The organism is Nonlabens sp. YIK11 (genome assembly GCF_001413925.1).
In the GTDB taxonomy this organism is placed as follows: domain Bacteria; phylum Bacteroidota; class Bacteroidia; order Flavobacteriales; family Flavobacteriaceae; genus Nonlabens.
The window spans coordinates 2,051,033-2,076,906 of sequence record NZ_LBMJ01000001.1 but is presented as its reverse complement, the minus strand read 5'-3'; the positions used below and the strand labels follow the sequence as shown (position 1 = coordinate 2,076,906).

22 protein-coding genes are annotated in these 25,874 nt (G+C 41.0%); 14 read left to right on the top strand and 8 right to left on the bottom strand.

The window, feature by feature from the left end; all coding sequences use genetic code 11:
- Positions 1 to 6 precede the first annotated feature (6 nt).
- The 6 genes from AAU57_RS09325 to AAU57_RS09300 all read left to right on the top strand — a co-directional run bounded on the left by AAU57_RS09325 (position 7) and on the right by AAU57_RS09300 (position 4,445).
- Positions 7 to 366: a VOC family protein gene (locus tag AAU57_RS09325; RefSeq protein ID WP_316931648.1), complete on the top strand. Its 360-nt coding sequence runs from the start codon at positions 7 to 9 to the stop codon at positions 364 to 366.
- A 126-nt stretch (positions 367 to 492) separates the two neighbouring features.
- Positions 493 to 1,599, top strand: coding sequence for an NAD(P)-dependent alcohol dehydrogenase (locus AAU57_RS09320; protein WP_055412650.1), 1,107 nt, complete (start codon positions 493 to 495; stop codon positions 1,597 to 1,599).
- A 9-nt stretch (positions 1,600 to 1,608) separates the two neighbouring features.
- The gene (locus tag AAU57_RS09315; protein WP_055412649.1) at positions 1,609 to 3,072 is read left to right on the top strand and encodes an aldehyde dehydrogenase family protein; all 1,464 of its coding nucleotides are present in this window, start codon (positions 1,609 to 1,611) and stop codon (positions 3,070 to 3,072) included.
- A gap of 149 nt (positions 3,073 to 3,221) precedes the next feature.
- The gene (locus AAU57_RS09310; RefSeq protein WP_055412648.1) at positions 3,222 to 3,620 is read left to right on the top strand and encodes a hypothetical protein; all 399 of its coding nucleotides are present in this window, start codon (positions 3,222 to 3,224) and stop codon (positions 3,618 to 3,620) included.
- Positions 3,621 to 3,739: 119 nt separating this feature from the next.
- Entirely contained in the window at positions 3,740 to 3,976 is a 237-nt protein-coding gene (locus AAU57_RS09305) for a hypothetical protein (RefSeq protein WP_156340090.1), read from the top strand.
- Positions 3,977 to 4,058: 82 nt separating this feature from the next.
- Positions 4,059 to 4,445, top strand: a complete 387-nt coding sequence (locus tag AAU57_RS09300; RefSeq protein WP_055412646.1) for a DUF6122 family protein — start codon at positions 4,059 to 4,061, stop codon at positions 4,443 to 4,445.
- Positions 4,446 to 4,587: 142 nt separating this feature from the next.
- On the opposite strand, the gene AAU57_RS09295 is transcribed toward AAU57_RS09300, so the two are convergent.
- The 3 genes from AAU57_RS09295 to AAU57_RS09285 all read right to left on the bottom strand — a co-directional run bounded on the left by AAU57_RS09295 (position 4,588) and on the right by AAU57_RS09285 (position 6,448).
- The gene (locus AAU57_RS09295) at positions 4,588 to 5,265 is read right to left on the bottom strand and encodes a type 1 glutamine amidotransferase domain-containing protein (protein ID WP_055412645.1); all 678 of its coding nucleotides are present in this window, start codon (positions 5,263 to 5,265) and stop codon (positions 4,588 to 4,590) included.
- 66 nt (positions 5,266 to 5,331) lie between these two features.
- Positions 5,332 to 5,964 carry an NAD(P)H-dependent oxidoreductase gene (locus AAU57_RS09290; protein ID WP_055413728.1) on the bottom strand — a complete coding sequence of 211 codons (633 nt, stop codon included), beginning with the start codon at positions 5,962 to 5,964 and terminating at the stop codon, positions 5,332 to 5,334.
- A 1-nt stretch (position 5,965) separates the two neighbouring features.
- Complete coding sequence (locus AAU57_RS09285; RefSeq protein ID WP_055412644.1) at positions 5,966 to 6,448, bottom strand: MarR family winged helix-turn-helix transcriptional regulator; 483 nt, start codon at positions 6,446 to 6,448, stop codon at positions 5,966 to 5,968.
- A 307-nt stretch (positions 6,449 to 6,755) separates the two neighbouring features.
- Between AAU57_RS09285 and AAU57_RS09280 the strand changes: the two genes are divergently transcribed.
- Positions 6,756 to 8,006, top strand: coding sequence for a metal-dependent hydrolase family protein (locus AAU57_RS09280; protein ID WP_055412643.1), 1,251 nt, complete (start codon positions 6,756 to 6,758; stop codon positions 8,004 to 8,006).
- Between the two features lie 23 nt (positions 8,007 to 8,029).
- On the opposite strand, the gene AAU57_RS09275 is transcribed toward AAU57_RS09280, so the two are convergent.
- Positions 8,030 to 8,788 (bottom strand): hypothetical protein, encoded by a 759-nt coding sequence (locus AAU57_RS09275; RefSeq protein WP_055412642.1) that lies wholly within the window; start codon positions 8,786 to 8,788, stop codon positions 8,030 to 8,032.
- Between the two features lie 494 nt (positions 8,789 to 9,282).
- Here AAU57_RS09275 and AAU57_RS09270 point away from each other — a divergent pair, with 494 nt between their 5' ends.
- The 5 genes from AAU57_RS09270 to AAU57_RS09250 all read left to right on the top strand — a co-directional run bounded on the left by AAU57_RS09270 (position 9,283) and on the right by AAU57_RS09250 (position 15,151).
- Positions 9,283 to 9,786, top strand: coding sequence for a DUF1456 family protein (locus AAU57_RS09270; protein WP_055412641.1), 504 nt, complete (start codon positions 9,283 to 9,285; stop codon positions 9,784 to 9,786).
- Between the two features lie 55 nt (positions 9,787 to 9,841).
- The gene (locus AAU57_RS09265; protein ID WP_055412640.1) at positions 9,842 to 10,627 is read left to right on the top strand and encodes a zinc-dependent peptidase; all 786 of its coding nucleotides are present in this window, start codon (positions 9,842 to 9,844) and stop codon (positions 10,625 to 10,627) included.
- Between the two features lie 142 nt (positions 10,628 to 10,769).
- A complete protein-coding gene (locus tag AAU57_RS09260) occupies positions 10,770 to 11,540 on the top strand; it encodes a S1/P1 nuclease (protein ID WP_055412639.1) in 771 nt (256 codons plus the stop codon).
- 666 nt (positions 11,541 to 12,206) lie between these two features.
- Positions 12,207 to 14,114 carry an acetate--CoA ligase gene (gene acs / locus AAU57_RS09255; protein ID WP_055412638.1) on the top strand — a complete coding sequence of 636 codons (1,908 nt, stop codon included), beginning with the start codon at positions 12,207 to 12,209 and terminating at the stop codon, positions 14,112 to 14,114.
- 95 nt (positions 14,115 to 14,209) lie between these two features.
- Positions 14,210 to 15,151 (top strand): aldo/keto reductase, encoded by a 942-nt coding sequence (locus AAU57_RS09250; protein WP_055412637.1) that lies wholly within the window; start codon positions 14,210 to 14,212, stop codon positions 15,149 to 15,151.
- A gap of 217 nt (positions 15,152 to 15,368) precedes the next feature.
- Here AAU57_RS09250 and AAU57_RS09245 read toward each other — a convergent pair whose 3' ends face one another.
- On the bottom strand, positions 15,369 to 17,831 hold the full coding sequence (locus tag AAU57_RS09245; protein ID WP_055412636.1) for a zinc-dependent metalloprotease: 2,463 nt from the start codon (positions 17,829 to 17,831) through the stop codon (positions 15,369 to 15,371).
- A gap of 87 nt (positions 17,832 to 17,918) precedes the next feature.
- Here AAU57_RS09245 and AAU57_RS09240 point away from each other — a divergent pair, with 87 nt between their 5' ends.
- Complete coding sequence (locus AAU57_RS09240) at positions 17,919 to 18,506, top strand: NUDIX domain-containing protein (protein ID WP_055412635.1); 588 nt, start codon at positions 17,919 to 17,921, stop codon at positions 18,504 to 18,506.
- A gap of 650 nt (positions 18,507 to 19,156) precedes the next feature.
- Here AAU57_RS09240 and AAU57_RS09235 read toward each other — a convergent pair.
- The 3 genes from AAU57_RS09235 to AAU57_RS09225 form a co-directional block, all read right to left on the bottom strand.
- Positions 19,157 to 21,409 carry a hypothetical protein gene (locus AAU57_RS09235; protein WP_055412634.1) on the bottom strand — a complete coding sequence of 751 codons (2,253 nt, stop codon included), beginning with the start codon at positions 21,407 to 21,409 and terminating at the stop codon, positions 19,157 to 19,159.
- Between the two features lie 587 nt (positions 21,410 to 21,996).
- Positions 21,997 to 23,628 carry a hypothetical protein gene (locus AAU57_RS09230; protein WP_055412633.1) on the bottom strand — a complete coding sequence of 544 codons (1,632 nt, stop codon included), beginning with the start codon at positions 23,626 to 23,628 and terminating at the stop codon, positions 21,997 to 21,999.
- A gap of 246 nt (positions 23,629 to 23,874) precedes the next feature.
- A complete protein-coding gene (locus tag AAU57_RS09225) occupies positions 23,875 to 25,236 on the bottom strand; it encodes an NAD-dependent succinate-semialdehyde dehydrogenase (RefSeq protein ID WP_055412632.1) in 1,362 nt (453 codons plus the stop codon).
- A 155-nt stretch (positions 25,237 to 25,391) separates the two neighbouring features.
- On the opposite strand from AAU57_RS09225, the gene AAU57_RS09220 reads away from it, so the two are divergent.
- Positions 25,392 to 25,802 carry a hypothetical protein gene (locus AAU57_RS09220; protein ID WP_055413727.1) on the top strand — a complete coding sequence of 137 codons (411 nt, stop codon included), beginning with the start codon at positions 25,392 to 25,394 and terminating at the stop codon, positions 25,800 to 25,802.
- The last annotated feature ends 72 nt before the right edge of the window (positions 25,803 to 25,874 follow it).

The following is a 25,874-nucleotide window of genomic DNA, read 5'->3' as shown; positions in this document are numbered from 1 at the left end:
AACCACATGGCACTAGCCGTAAAAGATGTCCAGAAATCCATCTCATTTTATCAAAATGTATTTCAATTGGAAGAAATTGAAAATACAGCTTCCCATTGTACCACAAGATGGCTTTCTCTAGGCGAAGGAAAGCAACTGCATTTGATCTCACGACCAGAAGCACAGATCCAGACGATAAAGGCAGTTCATTTCGCATTAGCGACAAACGATGTTCATTCATTTATAAAACATCTTCAAACTCTTAAAATTGACTATTCAGACTGGCCAGGATCGATCAATAAAGATTATGTTCGCAACGATGGCATTCAACAAGTCTACTTTCAAGATCCTGATGGGTATTGGATTGAAGTGAATAATGATGTGTAGTAATTTATAGTCCACTTCGCTAGCTGCTCCAAGTCTGAAAAATACCTTCAAGAGCTAAAAAATTATAAGATTTCTTTACGACTCCTACGCTGCTTCCTTTTCTAACTTTAAGAAAAAAGAAGCCTCATGAAAGATATTAAAGCCGCTGTCGTCGAACAGAAAGAAGGGAAATTCAATATGAAGTCCCTTAAATTAAAGGACTTACAACCTAACGAAGTGCTCGTAGAGATTAAAGGCGCTGGGATTTGTCATACAGATTTAACCGCCAGAGACCAATCCTATGATGTGCCATTACCCATGATTTTAGGGCATGAAGGCTCTGGTGTGGTCAAAGAAGTAGGTAGCCAAGTTAAAAAAGTACAAAAAGGAGATCACGTGGTACTCACCTATGGTTCCTGCGGTACTTGTCGTACGTGTCTAGAAGGAACTCCGCAATACTGTGAGAAATTCTTCGGACTTAATTTTGGCGGTGAACGATTGGATTCTGATGAAGAAGCCATCGATCAATCAAAAGAAGAAGTGCATAGCCGCTTTTTCCAGCAATCTTCCTTTGCCACATTTTCCATCGCCACAGAACGCAATGTTGTAAAAGTAACTAAAGATGCTCCTATCGAAATGTTAGGGCCACTTGGTTGCGGAATCCAAACTGGATCAGGTGCGGTGATTAATTCTTTAAAGCCAACTGCCGGTAGTACCATTGCCGTTTTTGGAGCTGGATCTGTAGGTTTATCAGCCATCATGGCAGCAAAAATTTGTGGTTGCCAGACCATCATCGCCGTCGATATCAATGCAGACCGTTTGAAACTTGCCAAGGAATTAGGTGCGACGCATACGGTCAACAGTGACCAAGAAGAAAATGTGGTTGAAAAAATCAAGGAACTTACTGCTCAAGGTGTGGATTATGCCGCAGAGACTTCCGGGATTCCTGCCGTACTTGCACAAGCGGTAAGCGCTCTGCGCTGGAAAGGTAAAGTAGCTGTTGTAGGCGCACCACCTATGGGCGAGACTGCTCCTATTGATGTGAATGAGGTTTTGGTTTGGGGTAAACAAATCATTGGTGTCGTAGAAGGCGACAGTATTCCAGATGTATTCATACCTCGCTTGATAGAATATTACCAGAATGGCCAGTTCCCAATCGACAAATTGGTAACCAAATTTGATTTTGAAGACATCAACGATGCTATCGAGCAAATGGAGGCCGGCAAAGCCATCAAACCTATTCTAACCTTTTAAAAACTCCTTATGGATTTCTCAAAAAACTTAAATAAACAATATATCAATGGATCATGGGTCGACGGTAGCGACGATGACGTGATCATCAATAAAAATCCCTACAATCAAGAGAAACTGCAAGAAATAAAAGCAGCTTCAAAAAGTGATGTAGATAAGGCCTACAAAGCTGCAAAAGATGCGTCCACTTCTTGGGCCAACGCCTTACCACAAGAACGGTCCAAAATCGTGATGAAGTTCAGCGAGGTTCTGGAAAAGAATAAGGAAAAGATCATGGAATGGTTGATCAAGGAAGCTGGTAGTACCACGGTAAAAGCAGCTGTAGAAATACAGATTTGCCAAGCCATCATCAAAGAAGCTGCCTCATTCCCTACTCGATCGCATGGCTTTATCATGCACTCTTCCATTCCAGGAAAGGAAAACCGTGTATATCGCAGACCCATAGGCGTCATGGGAATCATAAGCCCATGGAATTTCCCTATGAATCTTTCCATAAGATCTGTCGTCACAGCTATAGCCTTGGGAAATACACTAGTACTTAAACCCGCATCACAGACTCCAGTGACTGGCGCCATATTAATCGCCAAGCTTTTTGAAGAAGCTGGATTGCCTAAAGGCGTTTGTAACGTGGTTGTTGGTAAAGGTTCCGAGATTGGTGATTACTTCGTGGCTCATGAAACGCCGCAATTGATTTCATTTACGGGATCTACACCAGTAGGTCGAAACATCGGGAAAATCGCTGGTGAAGCGCTCAAAAAAGTAGCATTGGAATTGGGCGGCAATAATGTATTTATCGTAATGAAGGATGCAGATGTAGAAAAAGCCGTCGATGCCGCACTTTTTGGAAAATTCATGCACCAAGGCCAGATATGTATGTCCATCAACCGTATAGTCGTGCAAGAAGATATTGCCGATGAGTTTGTGGATCTGTTTGTCAAAAAAGCCAAAAAGCTCAAAGCTGGTGATCCATCTGACGAAAAAGTTACCATAGGTCCACTTATCGATACCGATCAAGTAGAGCGCATCCAGGAAGATTTAAAGAAGAGCATCGACGCTGGCGCCAAACTCGTCCTGGACGGCAAGGTTGAAGGGACTTTAATGCATCCCACCATTTTGGATCACGTGACGGACGATATGCCTATTGCTGCTAACGAGATCTTTGGTCCAGTTGCGGCGATCATTCGCTTCAAGAAGGAAGAAGATGCACTCAAGATAGCCAATAGCAAGGACTTTGGATTGAGCGGAGCGCTGCACACTATAGACATTGAAAAAGGTGTTGCCTTTGCCAGAAAGGTAGAAACAGGTATGATTCACATCAATGATCAGACCGTTAATGATGAGCCCAATGTGCCTTTTGGTGGCGAGAAAGGTTCTGGTATAGGCCGTTTCAACGGTGAGTTCATCCTTGAAGAATTTACCAGGTTACAATGGGTTTCCATACAGCACGAAGGCCGTGATTATGCACCTTTCGCTTAAAGCGAAAACGCAATAACCTCCAGCTTTACAGTACACCCATTCTTTGGTAGTTACCTTAACCTTGGTGGCCATCAAAGAGTGGATTTTTTATGCCAAAACTAGAGTAGCAAGAAGTGTTACTTTTGAAAAAATCAAGCTAAAAATGTACGATGGATTTTTCCCTTTCGATTGAAGATAATAAGGCCTTGTTTCTCGATCCCATAGTCACCTATGAAAAACGCCGTATTCTTCAGCATTATTTTGAAAATGAAATGGAGATTACTGATAATGATCGCCATATTCTAGAAAAATGCCCTGCAAATGAAATCGAAACCATCGCGCTTGTAGGAGTGCTACTGGGCATCACTACTCCACTCAATGTGTTTAGATTACGTATAGGGTCTGTCTTTAAGAGCGATCCTAAACTCGCGCAAAAATGTCAGCGATGTTTCTCAACCACAGACGTAGATCACGCCGAAAGTGTTCTATTCCACTGGGAATATGAATATGATGAGAATATTGAAGAACCCGTGGTAGATGTGTATCTCTCGCACTTCAAAAAGGACTGATTTACCAGCAACCTGCGGATTCAGCACTTATCCAGATACATTTTTGATTTTCCCATTTGAGCCTTAGATTTGCTGCTTTTTTACATTTTATGTCACACAACTACTTCAAAACAGCACTTTTGTTTATTTCCGTAACCTTATTCATGTCCTGCGATTCCACGCCTTGTGATGATGGTTTTACAGAGGTCGAGCAAGATGGTAATGTTATTTGCCTACCAGATTATGTCGTCGGGATTGAAAAAACGACATGGTTGGGAACAGCCTTTTACCATAGCGATTACGGCATCATAGAATTTGATAACGGTATTTGGGTAACCACGTATGGTGAGGTTTTGGAGGTTGAAGATCTGGACTAGTTTTTCAAAACACTGCATCAGTGACTTGGTGTATTTCTAAGGAATCAAAGTACTACATTAGCCGATTCAAGACGAGCGACTCATGCAAACCTTTGTCCATTACTTCTTGCACTTTGGAGCGCCGTTGGTGATCGCTTTTGTCTTTTTTAGATCTCAATGGAAGAAAGCTTTTTTGATACTACTGGCTACCATGCTGGTAGATCTGGATCACCTGCTGGCTGATCCCATTTTTCAGGCAGATCGATGTAGCATTAATTTTCACTTGCTACATACCTACTACGCCATGATCTTGTACGTTGTACTACTATTCTTTAAAGGCCCATTGCGCATTATAGGCATCGGTTTGTTGTTTCACATGCTCACAGATACGATCGATTGTCTTTTTACCTATGCCGACTGCAAGGAATGCCTCGCCACTTCACCAGCGATTGGTTTGCTGGAAAGCATCGCCGAATTATTCCATATTTGAATTTTGAACATGAGATCGCTTTCCTGCCTATTCGGCAGGCAGGCGCTAGAGCGATATTATCTCCAACATCTCACTTTGTAACTTGACTTCAATAAAAAAGCCCATACGTTATCGTATGGGCTTTGTTCAGATGGGTTTAAAATTACTTCACTGAAGCGTATAGCATCTCTGCCACTTTCTTGGAGGACGCTGGGTTTTGACCCGTGATCAAATGACCATCCTGCAATGCATATTCTGACCAGTCATCGCCTTTGGAATAGATACCGCCATTTTCTTTCAACATATCCTCTACCAGAAAAGGAACTACATCTACCAATTCCACCGCTTTCTCTTCAGAATTGGTGAATCCAGTGACTTTTTTGCCTTTTACTAAAGGTTTGCCATCAGTTCCCTTCACATTTTTCAAGGCTGCCGGTGCGTGACAAACAAAGGCTACCGGCTTTTCCTGCTCGTTAAAGGTCTCGATCAATTTGATAGAAGTCGCATCGTTAGCAAGATCCCATAATGGTCCATGACCACCTGGATAGAACACCGCATCGTAATCTGAGGCGTTTACATCGTTCAATTTGTGAGTGGTGTTGATTCTTTCCTGTGCTTCCTTATCGTTGTGAAAACGCTCGGTAGATTCTGTAGAAGCGTCTTCAGTATCACTACTAGGGTCGATAGGTGCTTTTCCTCCTTTAGGAGTTGCAAGCGTGATCTCAACGCCCTTATCTTTTAATGTGTAATACGGTCCAGCAAACTCTTCTACCCAGAAACCGGTCTTTTTGCCTGTGTCTCCTAATTTATCATGTGATGTCAATACAAATAATACTTTCATAATGTTGTTTTTAAGTTTCTAATTAAGTCCGCTTAAATCATAGCGGTATTTTCTAATTCAATTCATTTAATCAATGACGGTAACCATTTCTTCCATAGGTTTTCTCACCTTGACCAGATCAGACAACCAGTCCTCTGAAGCTTCTCGATAGCCTATGGGAAGCAGAACCGCACTGCGCAATCCTTTTTCTCTCAAACCTAGGATCTTGTCCACTGCATCTGCATCAAAACCTTCCATAGGTACAGAATCCACTTTCTCCTCTGCGGCTGCCATCAAAGCATGTGCAAGACCTATGTAGGCTTGTTTTGCTGCATGGTTGAAATTCTCCTCAGCATCCTTTTGTGGATATGAGTTCAACAATTGTTGACGGTAGTTTTCCCAACCTTCATTTTTGAAACCGCGTATCTCATTGGTCAAATCAAACATGTGATTGATTCGTTCTTTAGTGTAAGTGTCCCAAGCGGCAAAAACCAATAGATGAGAACAGTCGGTCACGGTAGATTGATTCCACGCGACAGGCTTGATCTTTTCCTTGATTTCTTGATTGGTAATTACCATCACCTCAAAAGGTTGCAATCCGCTAGACGTTGGTGCTAAGCGTACTGCTTCCAGTATACGGTCAATTTTATCTTGAGATACTTTCTCGCCATTCATGGCTTTGGCGGCATAACGCCACTTCAAATTTTCTATTAAATTCATTTTATTGTTTTCTATTATTATGTTCTTCTTTAGAGGTAAGCGCATCCATCCAGTTGTCCAGGATATTCTTCAAATGTTTGATTTCAGGTAATGTGACGTTCTCTGTCATGAGCAATTCCAGCATCTCATTAGGGATACTAGCAGCAGTTTCCTTAAGCTCCTTTCCTTTTTCTGATAAGCAAATGATCACGCTGCGCTCATCATCCTTACAGCGATTGCGATCGATCCATCCTTGATTTTCGATACGTTGCAGCAGCGGTGATAAAGTGTTGGTATTGAGCAATAACTTTTCTGATATATAATTTACAGATACTTGATCTTGCTCCCAAAGCACCAACATGACCAGATATTGAGGATAAGTCAACCCCATTTTATCGAGATAGGGCTTGTAAGCTTTGGTAATCAACCTGGAAACCGAGTAGATAGGAAAACACATTTGATTGCCCAGTTTCAGTGCATCGGTATGTGGTTTTTGATCTATCATAAGTCGAATTAATCTCGCATTTAGAATTTATATCGTGCGCGATACAAATGTACGACTCGACATAACCAGCACTTGCCAAACTTATGTTATAACAAAAAGGATCTCAAACAATGAATATTGCATTCGTTTAATTAATAACGCGAAACCCGATGATCTTTAGCGGTAATGGTTTTAAGCAGATGAAAGAAGTAATCCAAAACTTTAGAAAATTGATGTGTTTTTGAAAAAGTTCGCTTTCGCGAAAGCGAAATCAACAACGGCCTAAATCGAATCAGAAAACCATTTCATTTCGCTAATTTAGAGGTCTATGAAAAACTTGCTTCAACTCCTGTTCCTATTGATAATTCAATTCACCACGGCACAAACCTTATTGATACCAGAACGAGTATTTGATGGAATGTCTATGCATGAGAATTGGGTAGTGTTGGTAAACGGGAACGTTATCGAGTATGCGGGTTCAAGATCAGGACTAGACGCAGCTGTAGGTACCGAGGAGATAGAATTGCCTGGAATGACCCTTATGCCTGGATTGATAGAAGGACATTCCCATATTTTATTGCATCCCTACAATGAGACTTCTTGGAACGATCAAGTGCTCAAGGAATCGCCTGTAGAGCGGTCTATAAGAGCGACAAATCATGTAAAGGCATCGCTTATGGCTGGAGTAACTACGATGAGAGACCTAGGCTCAGAAGGTGCTGGGTACAGTGATGTTTATATTAAGAAAAGTATTGAAGAAGGAATCATTCCTGGTCCACGACTGCTCGTCGCTGGACCGGCCATTGTTGCAACAGGTGCCTATGGACCCAAAGGTTTTCACGACGGTGTTACCGTACCGCTGGGCGCAGAAGAAGCAAGCGGTAACGATGTGATCGCCACCGTACGCCGCCAGATAGGCAATGGTGCTGATTTCATAAAAATTTATGCCGACTATAGATGGCAAGCCGGCGCGGCATCCCAACCCACATTTTCTATGGAAGAAATGAAATTAATGGTAGAAACTGCTAAAAGCGCAGGAACGTATGCGGTTGCTCACGCCAGCACACCTGAAGGAATGCGCAGGGCTATTCTCGCTGGAGTGGAAACCATTGAACACGGTGATGACGCCACAATGGAGATTTATGAATTAATGAAAAAGAACAACGTTGCTTTATGTCCTACCTTAGCGGCTGGTGATGCCATATCACAGTACTCTGGCTGGAACAAAAAGGTAGATCCAGAACCTGAACGTATCGTCAATAAACGCAAGTCTTTTGCGATGGCTTTGAAAAGCGGCGTGACCATCGCCTTCGGTGGTGATGTAGGTGTGTATTCTCACGGTGAGAACTATCGAGAATTGGAATTGATGGTCGATTATGGGATGGAACCGCTAGAAGTGTTAAAAACGGCGACCTCGGGAAATGCAAGCATCTTTCATTTGAACCAATTGGGTAACATTCAACCCAAATATCTGGCGGATCTTATTGCCGTAGATGGTGATCCTTCAAAGAACATCGGCGTTATGAGAAACGTGACATTCGTAATGAAAGATGGGAACATCTACAAAAACGCTAACTAAATGTAAAAAAAATCGTAAGTGGTTTAATTAAATCGTGAAACAATCAGTTGTGCACCATAAGAAGAGCCCGTAGGCGTCCCATTAGAAATAGCATTACTACCGAAAGCTGGAGAAAATGCAAAGCTGATGCGATCACCAGGATAATATCTTCTAACGTCTTTAAAATTTATAGGCTGCCCTATCTGTCCATTTCCTGTATTTGCAGGAGATCCAGCATAAACACGTAAAATATCATTCTCAATAACACCTGTGGCTCTTTCAACCCTAATTCTAAAATTGATATAATAGATACTACTCTGTACCAACGATATGGACGTTTGTAAATCAAAAGTGAAAAAACCTTCTTCATTTATAACAAACGATTCATCACCATTAATTGCGGTACCTTGATCTAATTGGATATAGGTGTTGTTATTTACCTCTACAACACCGTTGACTAGATATAAGTTTAAAAGTTCATTTGCAGCACACGGGTTACACGATCCGAAAAATGGAGTACCGCCGTTGAAGGCGTATTTAGAACTATATACGACCCTAGGAATTCCTGCATTTTCCAGCGCTTGATCACGAGTCACATTAACAAGGTCACCGTTAGTATCTCTAGCGAGTATTCTTTGAGACGCGTCTGTCTCAGAGCCTGCGTTTGCAGTCGTTATACGTACGCCACCATTTACATGAAGGTCATTTTGTGGATTTGTCGTATTGACACCAACTTGTCCTAGGACAAAACTCGTAAACGATAGGAACAGTAAAATAGATATTCTAGTAATTTTTGAAATCATATCACTTTTCTTTTAATTGAACGAACTATCGGTAGTCACATTTAGGGGATATAACTCAATTACATTCTCTATTATTTGTAGGAATGGGTAATAAAAATTGTTTCAAGAAACAGGGTTACCACTTACCTAATAATAGATACAAATCTAAAAATTTACATAGTCTAAATACGTTTTTGATCTCGAAAAATCAAAGATTTTAACAGCTGCTGAATATTCTTACAGTACTGTTTGTCAGACAATTAAAAGGTTTTAAGATTTCAACTATTTTTTTATATTACTGATAGTCAGTTATTTATATATTTTATCCTTATGGCAATCTTGAGAAAAGCATAGATGGATCGATTTTAAAATACTTTAAATCCGTCCACAACTACATTCGATTAACGGTTTAATTTGATTTAGTGAATTGGAAAGTCAGCTCTTACACCTGTTTGCAAGACAGCAGGAAAGCGAAAGCGAAATCCTATCTTTGTCTTTTCAAATAAAAAATCTTCATGGACAACAATGACATCTTACGCCGGCTGCGCTACATCTTGAACCTAAGCGACGATGCGATGATGGATATGTATGCTAAAGGTGGTGAACCTGTTTCCAGAGCAGAAGTGAGCGACTGGCTCAAAAAGGAAGAAGACGAGGCTTTTGATGTGGTCATTGATGAGAACCTAGCCACATTCCTCAACGGTGTGATCGTCAACTATCGAGGCAAAAAAGATGGACAGACTCCAGTGGCTGAAGTTGTCTTGGACAACAATATCATTTTGAGAAAACTCAAAATCGCTTTCAACTTTAAGTCTGACGAGATGGTTTATTTGATGAAATTGGGTGGTCAAAAAGTAAGCGCCACAGAGCTTAGCGCATTTTTTAGAAATCCCAAACATCCCAAATACATGCCGCTCAATGATCAATATCTGCGTAATTTTTTGAATGGTTTTCAAAAACAACGTGACGCGCAGCGCAAGAAAATCGAGCAGGATACATTGGGAAATCTTAATTCTTAAAACCTTAAGACAAACACGTAGACCAGCCTGGTATTTTTGGTATTAAAACAAGCTCGTGTTATACATTCTGCCTTTACTGCTGCTCGCTGGCGCGGCGCTCTATTTTTTCGTTTTTAGAGCTCCAGATCCTAGAACCACTACCCATCCAGAATCCTGGCATAAACTGCTGCTGGACCACGTTGTATTCTACAAGGAATTGAGCGCTATTGCCCAAAAGAGATTCCGTAATCGCATGATGCTGTTTCTGGAAGAAACTTATGTAGAAGCCGTAGGCTTTGAGCTGGAAGAATTGGATACCGTTCTCGTGGCCGCCAGCGCCGTCATACCGGTTTTTAAATTCAAGGAATGGCATTATGAAAATTTGACCGGTGTCGTATTGTATCCAGATAATTTTAATGAAGACATGAATTTTGACCAGGAGCATCCAGATCGCATGATAGGTGGCATGGTGGGCAATGGCCGTTATGAGAACCAGATGATCCTGTCCAGGTCTTCCCTACACCACGGTTTTGAGAACAACAGCGACAAACACAATACGGGCATTCACGAGTTTGTGCATTTGATCGACAAGGTAGATGGCGAGACAGATGGCGTTCCAGAGCGCCTGCTGGAAAAATCTTATGTCTTGCCATGGATCAACTTGATGCACAAGGAAATGGAGTCAATCGACAGCAATAAATCAGATATCAGGAAATACGGTGGCACCAATCAAGCCGAGTTTTTTGCAGTGGCTGCAGAGTATTTTTTCTCCAGACCCAAACTCATGAAACGCAAACATCCAGAGCTTTACAAGATGTTGTTGATGTGCTTTGATCCACGCAAGAAGCCTAAGGCTGCATGATGGATGTTGGAAGAGTTCGCTTTCGCGAAAGCGTCACTAAAACCAATCACCATCAATCACTTCATAAACCTGTGGATTATTAATGATAACGTAACGTGAAGGCGTTACAATAAGATTTAAATTGCGAGAAAATTTGAGAGTTATGAAATATTTGGTTTTGGTAGGGTTGCTATTGCTTTCCGTGCAGGTTAAGGCAGATGATTGGGGAAAAACCGGTCACAGAGTCACAGGAGCCATCGCCGAAAAATATTTGAACAAAAAAGCTAAAAAAGCCATTGCCGAACTGTTGGATGGAGAATCGCTGGCCTTTGCATCCACTTATGCAGATGAGATCAAAAGTGATGACGCCTATCGTTCCTACGGGCCTTGGCATTATGTAAATGTCCCTTTTGACAAAACCTATGAGACCCATGAACACAACGATCAAGGCGATGTGATTCAAGGTATTGACAAATGCATCAGTGTTCTACAATCAGAAACAACTACAAAAAAAGACAAGGCTTTTCACTTGCGCATGCTCATCCATTTTGTAGGCGACTTGCACCAACCTATGCACGTAGGAATAGGTGAAGATAAAGGCGGTAACGATTTCCAGGTGCGCTGGTACAATGATGGCACCAACCTGCACAGCGTTTGGGATACTAAAATGATTGAGAGTTACGGCATGTCATACACAGAACTAGCCAATAATGCAGACCGACTAAGTAAAGAAGAACGCAAAACGATCGCCAGCGGCACGCACCGTGACTGGATGAAAGACAGTCGCGTTCTGGTTAAAGATATTTATGCCAATACTGAAGTAGGTGAAAAGCTAGGCTATCGCTACATGTATGACTACTTTGAAACCGTACGCAACCAATTGCAAAAAGGAGGTATCAGACTGGCGGCATTGCTCAACGAGGTTTTAGGGTAATGTGGTAATGTGGTAATGTGGTAATGTGGTAATGTGGTAATGTGGTAATGTGGTAATGTGGTAATGTGGTAATGTGGTAAATTAGAAATTCGTTTTTAGAAATACTCTAATTACAATTTAATTTCATAATTATTATCTCAGTTTCGTTATTGATATTTGGTTGCATTAGGAAAAAACTTTCGCCTGCGCTCGAGCAGGCACATACCTAAATTCTATTAAGAAAACCAGTATTGAGCAGCAGTCGAGATATGGCTTTTGTTCCCTTTTTTTTTCCGAAATATTTATTTTTGATTCGTTTAGAACCAGTATCGAGCGGTAGTCGATATATGGCTCTAGTTCCCAAGATAAATTGCTACAAATTCCTTTTCTCGTTTCGAATTTGAAGAGAGGTCTGGCTTTTGAGAATTTAAAACCAGTATCGAGCGACAGTCGAGATATGGTTCTAGTTCCTAAGATGATTTGCTACAAATTCCTTTTCTCGACTGCCGTTCGAAACAGGAATTATAGGCTCTTGAAAAACTGATTAAACTTCGACGTAGGTAATTAATTTGAGAATTTGATTTCCGTTTAAATTTTCGATACTATAAAATTCAACTGCTCCTTGTCAAAGTCTTGTGATTAAGTCTATGGTTTATTTTTTACTTTAGAGTACTTAAAGTCGTGCTCATGAGTAATTACCACATCAAGGGATTAGAAGAATATTTTCAAGTATATCGCAAGAGTGTCCATCATCCTGAACAATTCTGGGAAGAAATCGCCGAAGAGAATTTTGTCTGGCGCAAGCGCTGGGACAAAGTGCTGGAATGGGATTTCACCAAACCTGAAGTCAAATGGTTTCAAGGCGCCCAACTCAACATTACAGAAAACTGTCTGGATCGACACCTTTACACTCGAGGTGATCAAACAGCCATCATTTTCGAACCTAATGACCCAAACGAGCCGGCAGAGCACATCACCTATAAAAACCTGCACGAGCGTGTTTGCAAATTTGCCAATGTTCTCAAGGATCAAGGCATAAAACGCGGTGATCGTGTTTGTATTTATTTGCCTATGATACCACAGCTTGCCGTCGCCATGCTGGCGTGCGCAAGAATAGGCGCTATTCACTCCATTGTTTTTGCAGGATTCTCCAGCACAGCTCTGCGCAGCAGGATAAATGATGCAGGATGCAAGCTTCTCATTACGAGCGACGGCTCCTATCGCGGCGCCAAAACCATCGACCTAAAAGGAATTGTGGACGAGGCGCTCAAGGACACACCTACGATTGAATCCGTACTTGTGGTGAAGCGCATCAAATCTGATATCCACATGCAGGACGGTCGTGATCAATGGTTGGAACCGCTGCTGGAAAAGGCTTCTGACCAATTTGATCCCGTGGTAATGGAAGCTGAAGACCCATTATTTATTCTATACACTTCCGGTTCTACAGGTCAACCTAAAGGTATGTTACACACCACGGCAGGTTATATGATTTATGCCGCCTATACTTTCAAAAATGTCTTTCAGTATAGAGAGCATGATGTGTATTGGTGTAGCGCAGACATTGGTTGGATTACCGGCCATAGTTATATTGTTTATGGACCACTTGCAAACGGTGCGACCAGCGTACTCTTTGAAGGAATTCCCAGCTATCCAGACCATAGTAGATTCTGGCAAGTCGTTGAAAAGCATAAAGTCAATCAGTTTTATACGGCGCCAACGGCTATACGAGCACTGGCCAAAGAAAAACTAAGCTACACCCAACAAAATGATTTGAGTTCGCTCAAGGTGCTAGGCACCGTAGGCGAGCCTATTAATGAAGAGGCTTGGCACTGGTATAATGAAAATATAGGTCACAAAAATTGTCCTGTCGTGGATACCTGGTTCCAAACAGAAAACGGCGGTATTATGATCAGTCCTATTCCTTATGCAACGCCTACGGTTCCTACATTTGCGACCTTACCGTTACCTGGAATACAGACTACCTTAATGGATGAATATGGTAAAGAGATCAAAGGAAATCAAGTCCATGGTCGATTGACCATTAAATTTCCATGGCCAGGAATCGCACGTAGCATATGGGGCAATCATGAGCGCTATCGAGCGACCTATTTTGACACGTTTCCTGGGTATTATTTTACTGGCGATGGTGCCTTGCGCGATGCCACTGGTTACTATAGAATTACTGGACGCGTAGATGACGTTATTATTGTGTCTGGTCATAATTTGGGAACTGCACCTATTGAAGATGCCATCAATGAGCATCCAGCCGTCGCTGAAAGTGCGATCGTAGGATATCCGCACGATGTGAAAGGGAACTCACTTTACGGTTTTGTCATTCTTAAAGAAGCTGGAGAAACTCGTGACACGACCAACCTGCGCAATGAAATCAACCAATTGATTGCAGAGCGCATTGGACCTATTGCAAAATTGGAGAAGATCCAATTCACCACTGGCCTACCCAAAACCCGATCTGGTAAAATCATGCGCCGCATACTGCGCAAGGTAGCGGCAGGCGATCTAAAGGATCTGGGCGATATCTCAACACTATTGAACCCAGAAGTGGTAGATAGTATTATCGAGAATAGATTATAGGGAAAATATTACTCATCTGCTTTTGCGCTTGCTTTGCCCTATAGGCAGAAAAAGCAAAAAAACTTTACGTCAACCATTTCCTATGATTTCCTAAAATGAAATACAAAAAATACATCGCTGGTGCTGTTCCAGTTTCAGAAATTGGTTTAGGAGCCTGGCAATTAGGAGCACAATCTGGTTGGAAAAACATGAGCGAACGAGATGCGATACGTTTGGTTCAAGAAGCTACGGATTTGGGAGTCAACTTTTTTGACACAGCGCCAAATTATGGGCACGGAACGAGTGAGGAACGCTTAGGCAAATCACTAAAGAATGTCAATCGCAGTGACATTGTGATCAATACCAAATTCGGCCATTCCAAGGAAGGTCAAATCAACTTTGATGCAGCGAACATAAGAACCTCCTTAGAAGCTAGTTTAAAAAGATTGCAAACGGATTATGTAGATTCTTTGATCATCCACAGCCCACCAGCTTCCTATTTGGATGGTTTTAAGAACGATCATTACGATATACTGGAGCAATTAGTTATAGAAGGTAAAATAAAAGGCTACGGCGCTTCTCTGGACACTTATGAGGACATGAAAACCTTGATGGATACTACCAATGCCAAAGTGATCGAGGTGTTTTTCAATATGCTCCATCAAGATACAGCAAAAGGTTTTGATCAAGCCCAAAAACAAAACATAGGCATCATTGCCAAAATACCACTGGATTCTGGATGGCTCACCGGGAAATACAGCGCCCATAGTCACTTTGATGGCATCAGAAGTAGATGGTCCCCAAAAGATATCGAGACCAGAGCTCTTTTGGTAGAAAAGATCCAATCCATTGTTGGCGATGAACATTCGCTGTTGGAGTCGGCGTTGGCTTTTTGCAGATCCTACGACGCCGTTTCTACCGTGATTCCGGGAACTACTAGTGTGGAACAATTAAGAAGAAATGTAGAAAGCACGCGCATTTCCTTGCCAGCTAGTACCATTAAGGATCTGGAAGATTTTTATGATAAAGAAGTAGCGCATTTACAGCTGCCTTGGTAATACGTCTCAGCAAATTTTGAATGGTGCGCTCGGTTATTAAATGTAAAACCCACCACAATGTTTTCTAAGTTTTTCCAATTTTATGTAGCACGATGCTGGATATGAAAACCTAATATTTTTATTGAAAAGTGGCTTGAAGGGTTTTCGCTTTCGCGAAAGCGAACTCAAAAAAAAGCAGACCATCAAGGCCTGCTTTTATTCTTAAATTAAAATGAATCTACTTTTCGGGATTCAGGATATTATCTATCCTAGCCAATAAGTCTTGATAGTGAAACTTTGTAATCGTATCGTTTGTACCTCGCATCTTGCCGCGCAATGTGGACTGTAAAGAATTGAGTTCACCGCGTACGATGGAACGTACATCACTCTGATTGACATCATAATAGTCACCGCCACGTCTACCGCGCTGCATCTCGCCTGTCATGAGGTATGACATGTGATCTACAAAGGCACGCTGTAGGTTTCTCTCATAGATATCAAGCTTGCCGTTAGGTGCAAAAACGCCTTTTCTAGCGTCATCAAATAGATTGATGGCGCTGTAGTAGTCGCTGTTGACGGTTTCTGCATTAAGTAATCGACCTATGCGGTCCAGACTTAAAAGATTAGTCAAGTGGCGCGCTTGCGCAGCTCTCATGGTTTCTGCATAACCAGCATAATCGATATTCTGGACGATGCTGGGATCAATCAACCATTCTGGTGTGGAGAATACGTTTTCATTCAACCATTCAACAGATTCCTTTTGGGTTTCTTTGTCCACATTGCTGTAAACCATTCCCTGTTGGTTAGGCTTTTTGAGATCCTCATTGACGCCACCTACATTAGTGACTACATGACCTACATAACGATTCCATACTCCTAGAAGCTCGCCATACAATTCTTCCAGATCATCATAATCATTAGTGGTGTCTGAAGTCCATTCAGGCAAATTTTTAGCCACATACTTTAGGTTTTTGATTCCGTAGGTGCTTGCCTTTACTGGGTCGTTACCTATGGCTTCCGTCTGTGATTGTGGATCAAAACTGCTGCTCTGGCGACCAAATTTATATTTGGGATCTCCAGCCTTTTCCAAAATCCATTTGTTGAGTGTTTCCACTTCGGCTTCTGGAGTGCTGGCATTAGGAATCACACGATAACCCCAATTCACCGCATAGTGATCGTAAGGTCCCATTTGACGTACAAATCTAATATTCTCATCTCCTGGTTGTGCGATGTAATTATAACGTGCATAATCCATAAGACTGGCGGCGATACCGTTTTCCTGTGTGAAATTACCGTCGCGATAATCTTCTACATCATATGCAAAACTTGCAGCCATGTTATGTGGAAAGCCCAAGGCGTGTCCCACTTCATGCGCAATCACCTGGCGCATCATCTCTCCTATTTCTTCTGGATCAGTATTCAACGTGCGCGCAGACGGATTTGCAGCACCCGTTTCCAATAAGTATCTGTTTCTATAAGATCTTAAATGGTTGTGGTACCAGATGATGTCACTCTCAATGATCTCTCCAGATCGTGGATCGCTTACACTAGGACCTACGGCATTTCTGGTCGTACTGGCCACGTAACGAACTACTGAATAACGAATGTCTTCTGGGCTAAACTCTGGATCTTCTTCAGGTGATGGAGCATCCTTTGCAATAATTGCATTTTTGAAACCTGCTGTTTCAAAAGGCTTTTGCCAGTCCTCGATACCTTGTTTGATATATTCCTTCAAGTTTTCTGGAGTTCCGGGATCTAGGTAATAAACGATAGGTTTTACCGGCTCTACCAGCTCGCCTCTCGCGTAAGCTTCGGGATCTTTAGGCTCCAGTCTCCAGCGACGTATGTAGGTGTTCTCGTCAGCTTTCAAGGCACTGCTGGAATAATCAATCTGATCAATGGTAAAGAACCCTACACGTGGATCATAAATACGCGGTTGCATAGGATCTTCTGGCAACAAGATCATGGATTGATTCATCTGCAGGCTTATGGAGCCTACAGAACCATTGGAAGGTGGCTCGCTTGCATTATAAGTAAAATCTTGCTTCACCTCAATATTTTCTGGAAAGCTCTTGATGGAATTGATAAAGCTACGGTCACTGTCTAGGTTACGCACTTTGTAAGTAGAACGTAGTCTGGAATTTAAACCGCTCAATGCTGGAATATCAGAACTAAAGAATTTTGTCACATCAATCACGGTAGCTGTGGAATCCTTACTCACCGTTTCAATATCAAAAGCGTAAAGAGTAGGCTCGTAATTGTTCACCTTGACCGAGTTTGTGATCGCAGCCGTGGAGTCTCTAGTGATTTCTGAATAGGACTTCACTTTCAACAAGATCTTATCCTGGAAACGTTCCCAAGAAACCACTTGCTCGTTGGTTTTACTACCGGCGTTCATATAGCCACCACCTAGATTAGATGGAATTTGTGCAATACGACTTACCAGCAACATGTCTTTTTTAAGTGTGTTGTTAGGGATCTCGTAATAATACTTATCCTTCACTTGATGCACTTTGAAAAGACCTTCATCTGTCTTGGCCTCCTTGGTGATCACTTTATCATACGCTTTCATTCCGTCATCAGAACCCTTAGATTTTGTGGACTCTGTAGCAGATTTTGCAGCGACTGACTTATTGGTTTTACAACTAGATAGAGCCATGGTTCCCGAGAGAAGAATGGCCAAAATAATTTTTTGATTCATAGATAATTTTTGAGATCCCTAATTTAAGGATTTGAGAGCGATTAAATAAATCACAGCCTACTTATCTTAGACCCAAAGAATGGCAGGATGGATTATCGAATTGAAGATGAAAAAATAGTGTACAAAGGTTTTTTAAAAGTGCTGGAAGCTCAAGTGACCCACGACACTTTTAATCAGGACCATCAAATACAAGCCACTCGAGAATGTCTGGAACGTGGTGATAGTGTTGCCATATTGATCTATGAAAAAGACACGGACAGTTTTTTGTTTACCAGGCAATTTAGATATCCATCGGCTAGACGCGACGCGCCTTGGATGCTAGAGCTAGTAGCCGGTTCTATTGATAAAGGTGAGACTGATATCGCTTCCGCGAAAAGAGAAACTCGAGAAGAAATAGGATACGAAGTCGAGCATTTAGAAAAGATACATACCTACTTCCCATCACCTGGTGGCTGCTCTGAACAAATCCATCTATTTTATACGGAAGTCAACCAAAGCCAGCAAACAGAGTCTGGTGGCGGCGAGTCTAGCGAAAAAGAAGACATTCAAACCGTACGCATCAAAAAATCTGAGGCAAAAAAAATGCTCCTGGAAGGAGCATTTAATAATAGCATTACCATTATTGGGTTGCAGTGGTATTTTTTGAGAGAAAAAAAGGAAAATAAGACGCTGTAATATTTCGAAACATTATTGCCTATTCATTCATTGATTTAAACGCATATTCAGAGAACCTGATATACTTAATATTATATAATAGATAAGAGAAATTAAACGTCAATTAATTTTTTAACCATCAGGTAAGTTCCTCTTCGAAGAGTTAGATCATTTCCACCACTTACAAAGGAGAGAAATAATCGATTATTAGCTGCTAACGTAACAAGAAACGTTTTTGACATCGCAAAACGCACATTGTCAGTATTACCAGAAAACATATAGCTTTTATCTATTGGTGTATTTCATATTCTTACATACGCATCAATTGCTTTGTCAACGGTATTCAATTTTTGAAAGCTTAGCGCATATCATACTTCATAGACTCTTGGCAAAATTATTTCTAAATAATTATTTGTGTTATTTAAAATAACGTTACTTGAAAGATCAGAGGTGTCAAAATCAACAGTATAGATTCCAGCACTATTTACAGCAGTAGTTGTGTTTCTGTAACCTTCTCCATAAACTTGAGAATTGGGGAAGACGTTGCAGCTCTTAGTAATAAAATTTAAACAAGAAAGCGTACTTGTTAACAAAACAGTTTGCCTTAAATATGTTATTCTAAAAGAAACAGATTTCTGAGGCACTTTTACTCTAAAATTTTTTTTTAAATGTTATTCTATCCTATTTACCGTAAGTGAATTTTCATCAGCAAGCAAAGAAACCCCATCTGTCGATTCTACCAATAAGTGAATTCTAGTGCCTGCGGCTAAATTTTTAATAATGGATTTTGAAGAAGTATTGCGTTCACCGCCATCTGAGGTACTTAAACTCACAGTGCTCCCGGCTATTTTATCGGCTGCTGCTGTAGAAGTCGAAAGATAAAATCGTTGGTTTCGTGACGTTCCATTACTGGAAGAGATCGCAGCGGTGTAAGAAATGGCATAAACACCTGCTGAAGTGACTTCTATATACGTGTTTTGCAAGCTTACATTTTTTGAAGTACTCGTATTAGAACCAAAGGTAACAGTTTTTAAACCTGTAGTTGTAAGTTCGATTGTACTGGTCTTATATATGGTTCCGTATGCCTTTTCATTAAGATTGGGTTGCCAACTAGCTACACCATTAGCATCAGAAGTTAATACTTTATTAGCTCCTTGAGTACCGTCAACAATTTTTACAGACCCCACTACATGAAGTTTGGTGTCTGGAGTGGAAGTTCCTATACCAACATTATCATCATTACCAAGAATGATGGTATTTGCCTGGCTGGCTACCGCATCAGTTCCTATGGCTGTTGCATTATCTGCGGTCACCGTTGCTCGTGAACCTAGGGCTGTTGAGTTTTGTCCTGTTATCGAGGCATCTTTACCAATACTAATAGAATATTGACCTGATAAAGGATCTCCTATAACTTTTGCATTATCACCTAACACAACAGTTCCTTGACCTTGTGCGCTTGCAGAATTTCCGATAGCCAAAGATTGATTTCCTAAAGAACCAGCATTGGAACCTATACCTATAGAATTATTGGCAGTTGGTCTAGAGTTGAAACCTATAGCGATAGCTCTATCATTAACGGTCGCGGCAGAATTGCCTATGGCGATAGAGTTATCAGCTCTACTTGACGTATTTAAACCTAATGCAATATTCCTATAACTGGAAGATGCGTTTTTACCAATGGCGATGCTCTCACCATTTATATTCGAGGCTTGATCACCTATGGCTATAGAACCTTCTCCGTTTGAATTTGAATTAAACCCCATGGCCATGGCATTTATTGAAGTAGCTTTGGACAGATGTCCCATGGCGATAGCGCCAGCGCCAGATGCATTCGCACCATTAATGTTATTTGGATCACCACCACCTATGGCAATAGCATTATTTCCATTTGCTCTAGCGTTAGAGCCTAAAATAGAGGCATACAAGCCAGAAGCCTGTGACCCAAACCCTACCACCGTCGATCCGCTTCCAGATGCTACCGCATTATTTGCAAAAGCGGTTGCATTATTGTTTGAGGCCTCTGCTCCTGCTCCAAAGGCAGTAGAACCGTTAGCGGTCGCCTTAGCTCCATAACCAAAAGCTGCCGTGAAAGTACTGGCCGCATTAGCAAAAGTTCCAAAAGCTGCAGAATAATCAGAGCTGGCTCTTGAAGTCAAACCAACTGAAATGGACTGCACACCAGTAGCTTGAGCGTCGTTACCTAGTGCAATCGTATTAATTTTATTGGCTAATGATGCATTACCCATTGCCATCGCATTTTGAGCAGAAGCTGTTGCACTTACCCCTAAGGCCGTACTGTTTTGTCCTGATGCAGAGCTAGTATTGCCTATTGCAAGACTCCTGTCTTGAGAAGCTTCACTGCCTAAACCTATTGAAGTTGATTGAAAAGCTGAGGCGTCAGCACCATACCCAATAGCAAGTGCCTGATTACTGGTGATTGCTTTGGCATTAGTCCCAATAGCTATAGAATTATTATCCTTTGCCTGGGTATTTAATCCTATTGCTATACCTCCATTGGGATCAAAGCGTCCAATCTGGTTATTGTTTACTTTGAACAAAAGCGCTCGAGGATTAGTGGTTCCCAGAAACTCACTTCCACTTAAATCGTTACCCTGTAATGTCCAGTCAGCAGACTCGGTATTCAAATCCACAAAGGTGTTCCAACGTGTTCCATTCCAATAGGTATAACCTACATTCAAACCTGCGACATTTGCCGTGTTATAAACAAGCAAACCCGTAGCTGGATTTGAGACAGTCGTAATATCTGTAATACTGGTAAGGGCAACTTTAGGTAGTAAGACGCCTTTATTTGAAGAAGAAACATCCAGTAGAGTTGACGCGTCTGGATTAACTGTACCTATGCCTACTTGGGAAAACAAGTGGAAAGAAAAAAAAGTGAAAATAAAAAACGTAAAGTACTTCATAGTAGAGTGTTGTAGGACAAAAATATTGAGATAAGTACATTTGATACGTTAAGAATGGTTAAATCAAACAAAACTGAACACTCCTTATGCACTTTATCGATTAATCTGATTTTTAAACCTAAATTGTTAACGGATGATAAAATAATAAATGAAAGGGATTTTGTAGGAAATATTTGGAACTATCATAAAATCATTTGCTATTCAACAACAAATAATTCATAGTTTTTAAAAGCCGACTTGTTTTACGGAATCACTTAAAAATGCTCTTTCAAATTCAAATAAATGAACCACAGAACCTTTATTTCCAATAACAAAAGCCCTTAAAGCTTTTGTTTTTCACCAAAACAGAACGCATGATCAATATTTCCTAAACACAGCAGATTGATGAAGCAAGTTTTGGTTCAAATAGCTGCATTTTATAATCATGGAAAATGAATAAGAATTAGATTGAAAATAAGGCTGTTTGAATTGAAATAGTCTTTCAAACTATATTCGTTAAAACTGGAAGAAAAACAGCGATTACCAAGTATCAAGTGATAGCGGTATATATTTTACTATCATTATGTTTAGAATATCCAACCATTACACTAATATTTCTTGATAGCAGTCATAAAAGTTTGTTTGGTTAGGTTTTTCTCAAAAGCAAACCACTGCATTTCATACCAGCTACCATTGGGTAAAATGATGTCTGCTGTTAAGATTTCTGTGTTTTCGCCCTGCGCTTCCCAAAAAGTTAAACCATTATCGTCAACATCTATTTTTGAATTATTAGGCATCGCTACTTCAACGAAATCCGAGGTTTCAATTGATTGTCCCGCCATACCTGAAACAACGGTTACATTTATAGACGAACCAAAAATATTTTGAATTTCAGTGGAATAAAAGTCGTTGGTTTCTTTTGTTATAGTCATTCTTATGTAACCTTCAAGCTCAATTAAACCTGTAGTGGGTAAAGTTGTGCCATTAGCCGCAGATCTTGGCTGAGTTCTATACACAGTTTGTCTGGCACCTAGTGGAGTTTTCCAACTGGCAACACCATTTGCGTCTGAAGTAAGCACCTTATCTGCACCTTGAGTACCATCAACGATCTTTATATTACCTGCAATATCGAGTTTTGCCTGTGGATCACTAACTCCAATACCAACCATTCCAGCATTATCGATAGTCATTGCAGCAGGATCCAGGGTCTGCTCCTGAGCACCAGCAGGCGTTGTGTTAAAGACTAATTTTGTAGGTAAGCTTGATGCTGTTGGGGTTCCATCCATAAACATGCGTACTCCACCCACTTCCCTGATGGATGAACCGTTATTTGTCTTAAACACTACAGATCCAATCTCCTGGTTACTGCCTAAAAGTCCAGGAGAGTCCAGAGATCCACCTGTATTGTAGAATATAACGTTGGGAGGATTTGTACTGGCACTTGTAAATTGCATGTCATTGTCGCCAGCTCTTTTAATTTCAATGCGCTCAACAGGATCATTTGTTCCTATTCCAATAAATCCATTCTCTCTAATCACCATTCGGTCAACAGTCGATAATGCGCCTGCTGGTGTTGTAGCAAATTTAATTTTACCCGAGCTTGACGTAGCACTAGACGCACCGTCAGATTCAAAATAAATCTCTGCACTAGGTCTAAAAGCATAAGTGCTAGCGTTAATTAGTGATTGACCTCTTACACCGCCCAGTCTAGTATTGTCTGGTAATAAGCCTGGTGACGCGACACTTCCTAAAGAACGGAATAAATCAAGATCAAGATCATCATCAAGTCCATCTATAAATCTTAAGAAAAGAACATCTCTGGAATTCTCCGTAGTTATATGCAACGCACCCAACGGGTTATTAGTTCCTATACCCACCTGACCCAACGTGTAAAGGTTATCTGTATTTAAGGTTGCTGGATTATTTGTGCCGGCACGATTCCATGGTTCAATGGTACTATTAATTGGTGTCCAGGCGCTTAGAGCATCATCCCAATAATGGAAGCCTTTAGTAAATGTAGAAACATCTGAAGTCAAATAAACCAATTGGCCATCCGTTGATCCTGCGGTAGACAAGTCGTTGACTCGAGGAACGAGCACACCATCAGAGGCAGATACGTTACCTAAATGATTTGCTGCCCTTATATCTAGCGAGGACTCTGGGAAAGCTGTACCTATGCCCACTTGTGAATATGCAAATACAGAAAAAAAAGTGATAATTAAAAACGTAAAGTACTTCATAATAGCATGTTGTAAAACAAAAATATTCAGATAAATAAATTTGCTATCTTAAGATTCATTAAAACAAACTAATTTGAACACTTTCAATGCACTTTATCGATTAATCTAATATTTAAACCTTGATTTTTCACAGATGATAATAAATATTAGATACTATTTTGTAGGAAAAATAACTGTTTTATTCGACAATTTAATTACGCTCAAAGTGACGAATTAGACGAATACCTATAGAAAACGCAAGAGAATCTACTCATACAAATTCACCACTACGGTCTTGATATTCACAAATTCACGAATGCCAAATCTCGACAGTTCACGTCCGTAACCAGAAATTCCCGTACCGCCAAAAGGTAAGTTAGGATGACTACTCACCTTCTCATTGATGAACACGGCGCCATCATCAAAATGAGCAGACAACCGCTCCATGCGGTCGGTATCTTCAGAGAAAAGGCTTACACCTAAACCAAATTCTGACTCATTGACTAAATCAATCGCTTCTTGATCACTTTCAAAAGTGGTAACTGCCAATAACGGACCAAAGGTTTCTTCCTTAAAAGCTGGCATGTCTCTGGTCACATGGGTCAAAATAGTAGGCTCAAAATAGGCGCCATCTCTTTTCCCACCTAGATGTAAATGTGCGCCCATATTAATGGACTTGTGCATGGTTTCTTCCAGTTCCTCCGCAAGGTCTGGTCGTGCCATCACGCCTATATAAGTATCTACTTTTAGAGGATCTCCAGATTTCAATTCCTTCACTTTATTGGTTAGCTTTTGCAAGAAAACGGTTGCTATTTCTTTGTGCAGTAACAATCGTTTACCTGCGATACAACTTTGGCCTGTATTCTGGTATCGTGCATCCACACAGGTGTCCACTGCATTATCAATATCAACATCTTCAAAAACTACTAGGGCATTACTACCGCCCAATTCCAAAACAGTCTTTTTAATCTCGCTACCTGCGGTAGAAGCCACGGCACTTCCTGCTGGTTTAGAACCGGTAAGAGTGACGGCTTTTATAATAGGGTTTTTAATCACCGATTCTATAGGGTCACTACTCACCGTAAGGTTTTTTAAGCACCCATCTGGAAATCCAGCTTCTCTAAAGAGTTCTTCCAGCATGAGAGCACAACCCATCACGCTACTGGAATGTTTGAGAACACCTACATTTCCTGCCATTAAAGCAGGCACGATAAATCGCATGACTTGCCAGAATGGATAGTTCCATGGCATTACGGCCAGCACCACACCTATAGGCTCATAAGTCACATAGGATTTATGATAATCAGTTTCAAATTTTTCTGGTTTTAAAAAACCTGGAGCATGGTCTGCATAATAATCACATAGCCAGGCACATTTTTCAGCTTCGGCTTTACCTTGACTTATGGGTTTTCCCATTTCCATGGCCATTTGTCGGGCATAGGTTTGGGCGTTTTGGCGCAGCAACTCACCTACTTTTTTGATGAGTTTTGCTCTAAAATCCATATCGGTTTTGCGCCATTCCTTAAAGGCTGCATCAGCTATTTTAAGTTTGTCTTCAATTTGGCTTTCCGTATCTTCTTGGTAGGTTTTAAGTTCGCTGCCGTTGTATGGATTGATGGTCGTGATCATGGTTTTTATTTTAAAAATACAACGAGCGCCCACTTGCGCCGAGGCTCTTTGCAATGGTTTAACGTATTGTGATTGTTGATAAGGTTGTGGAGAATGTCCGCTTTCGCGAAAGCGAATCCAGCCACATCATCCCTACATTTAAAAAACACTTTATTATGGAAAACAGAGATGAGTATCTCGTGGCGCTGCGACCCGACATCCCGAGCGCCAAAGTCAATGATACGATGAGCGCAGATGAACAGTTCCAGAATCGCACACTGCGTCCAGTGGCAAAACTGCAGCATGATTTGCTGGTGGAGGTTTTTCGCAACTATATCAAGAAATACAAGAATGTTTTTTATGGCTTGACGGCCGTGAAAAGAGTGGACTATATTGAGAATGCCGTGAACCGTGATCAAAAATTTAGGAACAGTCTCAAGGGAATTATCATGGGAATGTTCACCATCAAAGAATATTTATTTTACATCTCCAATTCCAGCGCACTTAACAAACGCATGATGAATATCGTGCGAGAACGCCTTATAAGTAGCATCCAGGTTTTTGAGCGTCCTACCATCGACTTATAGCAATATGCTAAAATTAAACTAAGTTATCGGTACCAGCTATTGCAGCCTTATATCTTTACACCAAACTAAAGG